Below are 598 nucleotides of genomic sequence, written 5' to 3'. Positions count from 1 at the left end.
TGTAATTGGGGGATCATTGACAGGGATAACGTTGATGGTCACCGTTGAAACCGCCGTGCCTCCCTGACCGTCTGACACCAATACCGTAAACTGATCCGTCCCATTGAAATTTAGATTTGGTTGATAACTAAACGTTCCATCTGCGTTCACGGCAGCTATTCCATTTGTTGGACCATTTTGCAGCTGATAACTAAGAGGATTTCCATCCACGTCCGTTCCTACCACTGCTCCTACCACAGGACTATCTTCTTGCGTACTGAACGTGTAGTTTGGCACCGTCGGTGCATCATTCACTGGCGTTACTGTCACTGTTACTGTCGAAACGGCCGTGCCTCCTTGGCCATCTGACACAAACACGGTAAACTGATCCGTCCCATTAAAGTTCAGGTTCGGCTGGTAGCTAAACGTTCCATCTGCATTCACCACGGCTACTCCGTTTCCGGGTGCCGTTTGTAAGCTAAACGTTAACGGATTTCCATCAGGATCCACCGCCACTACTTGATTGATTAACGTGCTATCTTCTGCAATCGTAAAGCTAACATTGGACGTAATTGGGGGATCGTTGACAGGGATAACGTTGATGGTCACCGTTGAAACC

The 598-nt window shown here is 48.2% G+C and carries 1 protein-coding gene; it reads right to left on the bottom strand.

Annotation, left to right across the window (positions count from 1 at the left end; genetic code table 11):
• Positions 1 to 598 (bottom strand): tandem-95 repeat protein (locus tag AC1VNJ_RS26860; RefSeq protein ID WP_482641637.1); only part of this gene is annotated, 598 nt, incomplete at both ends.

The sequence above is a fragment of the Priestia sp. 3CA3 genome, from assembly GCF_056836725.1.
The sequence above is the reverse complement of the archived record's forward strand: the minus strand, read 5'-3'. Positions and strand labels throughout refer to the sequence as shown.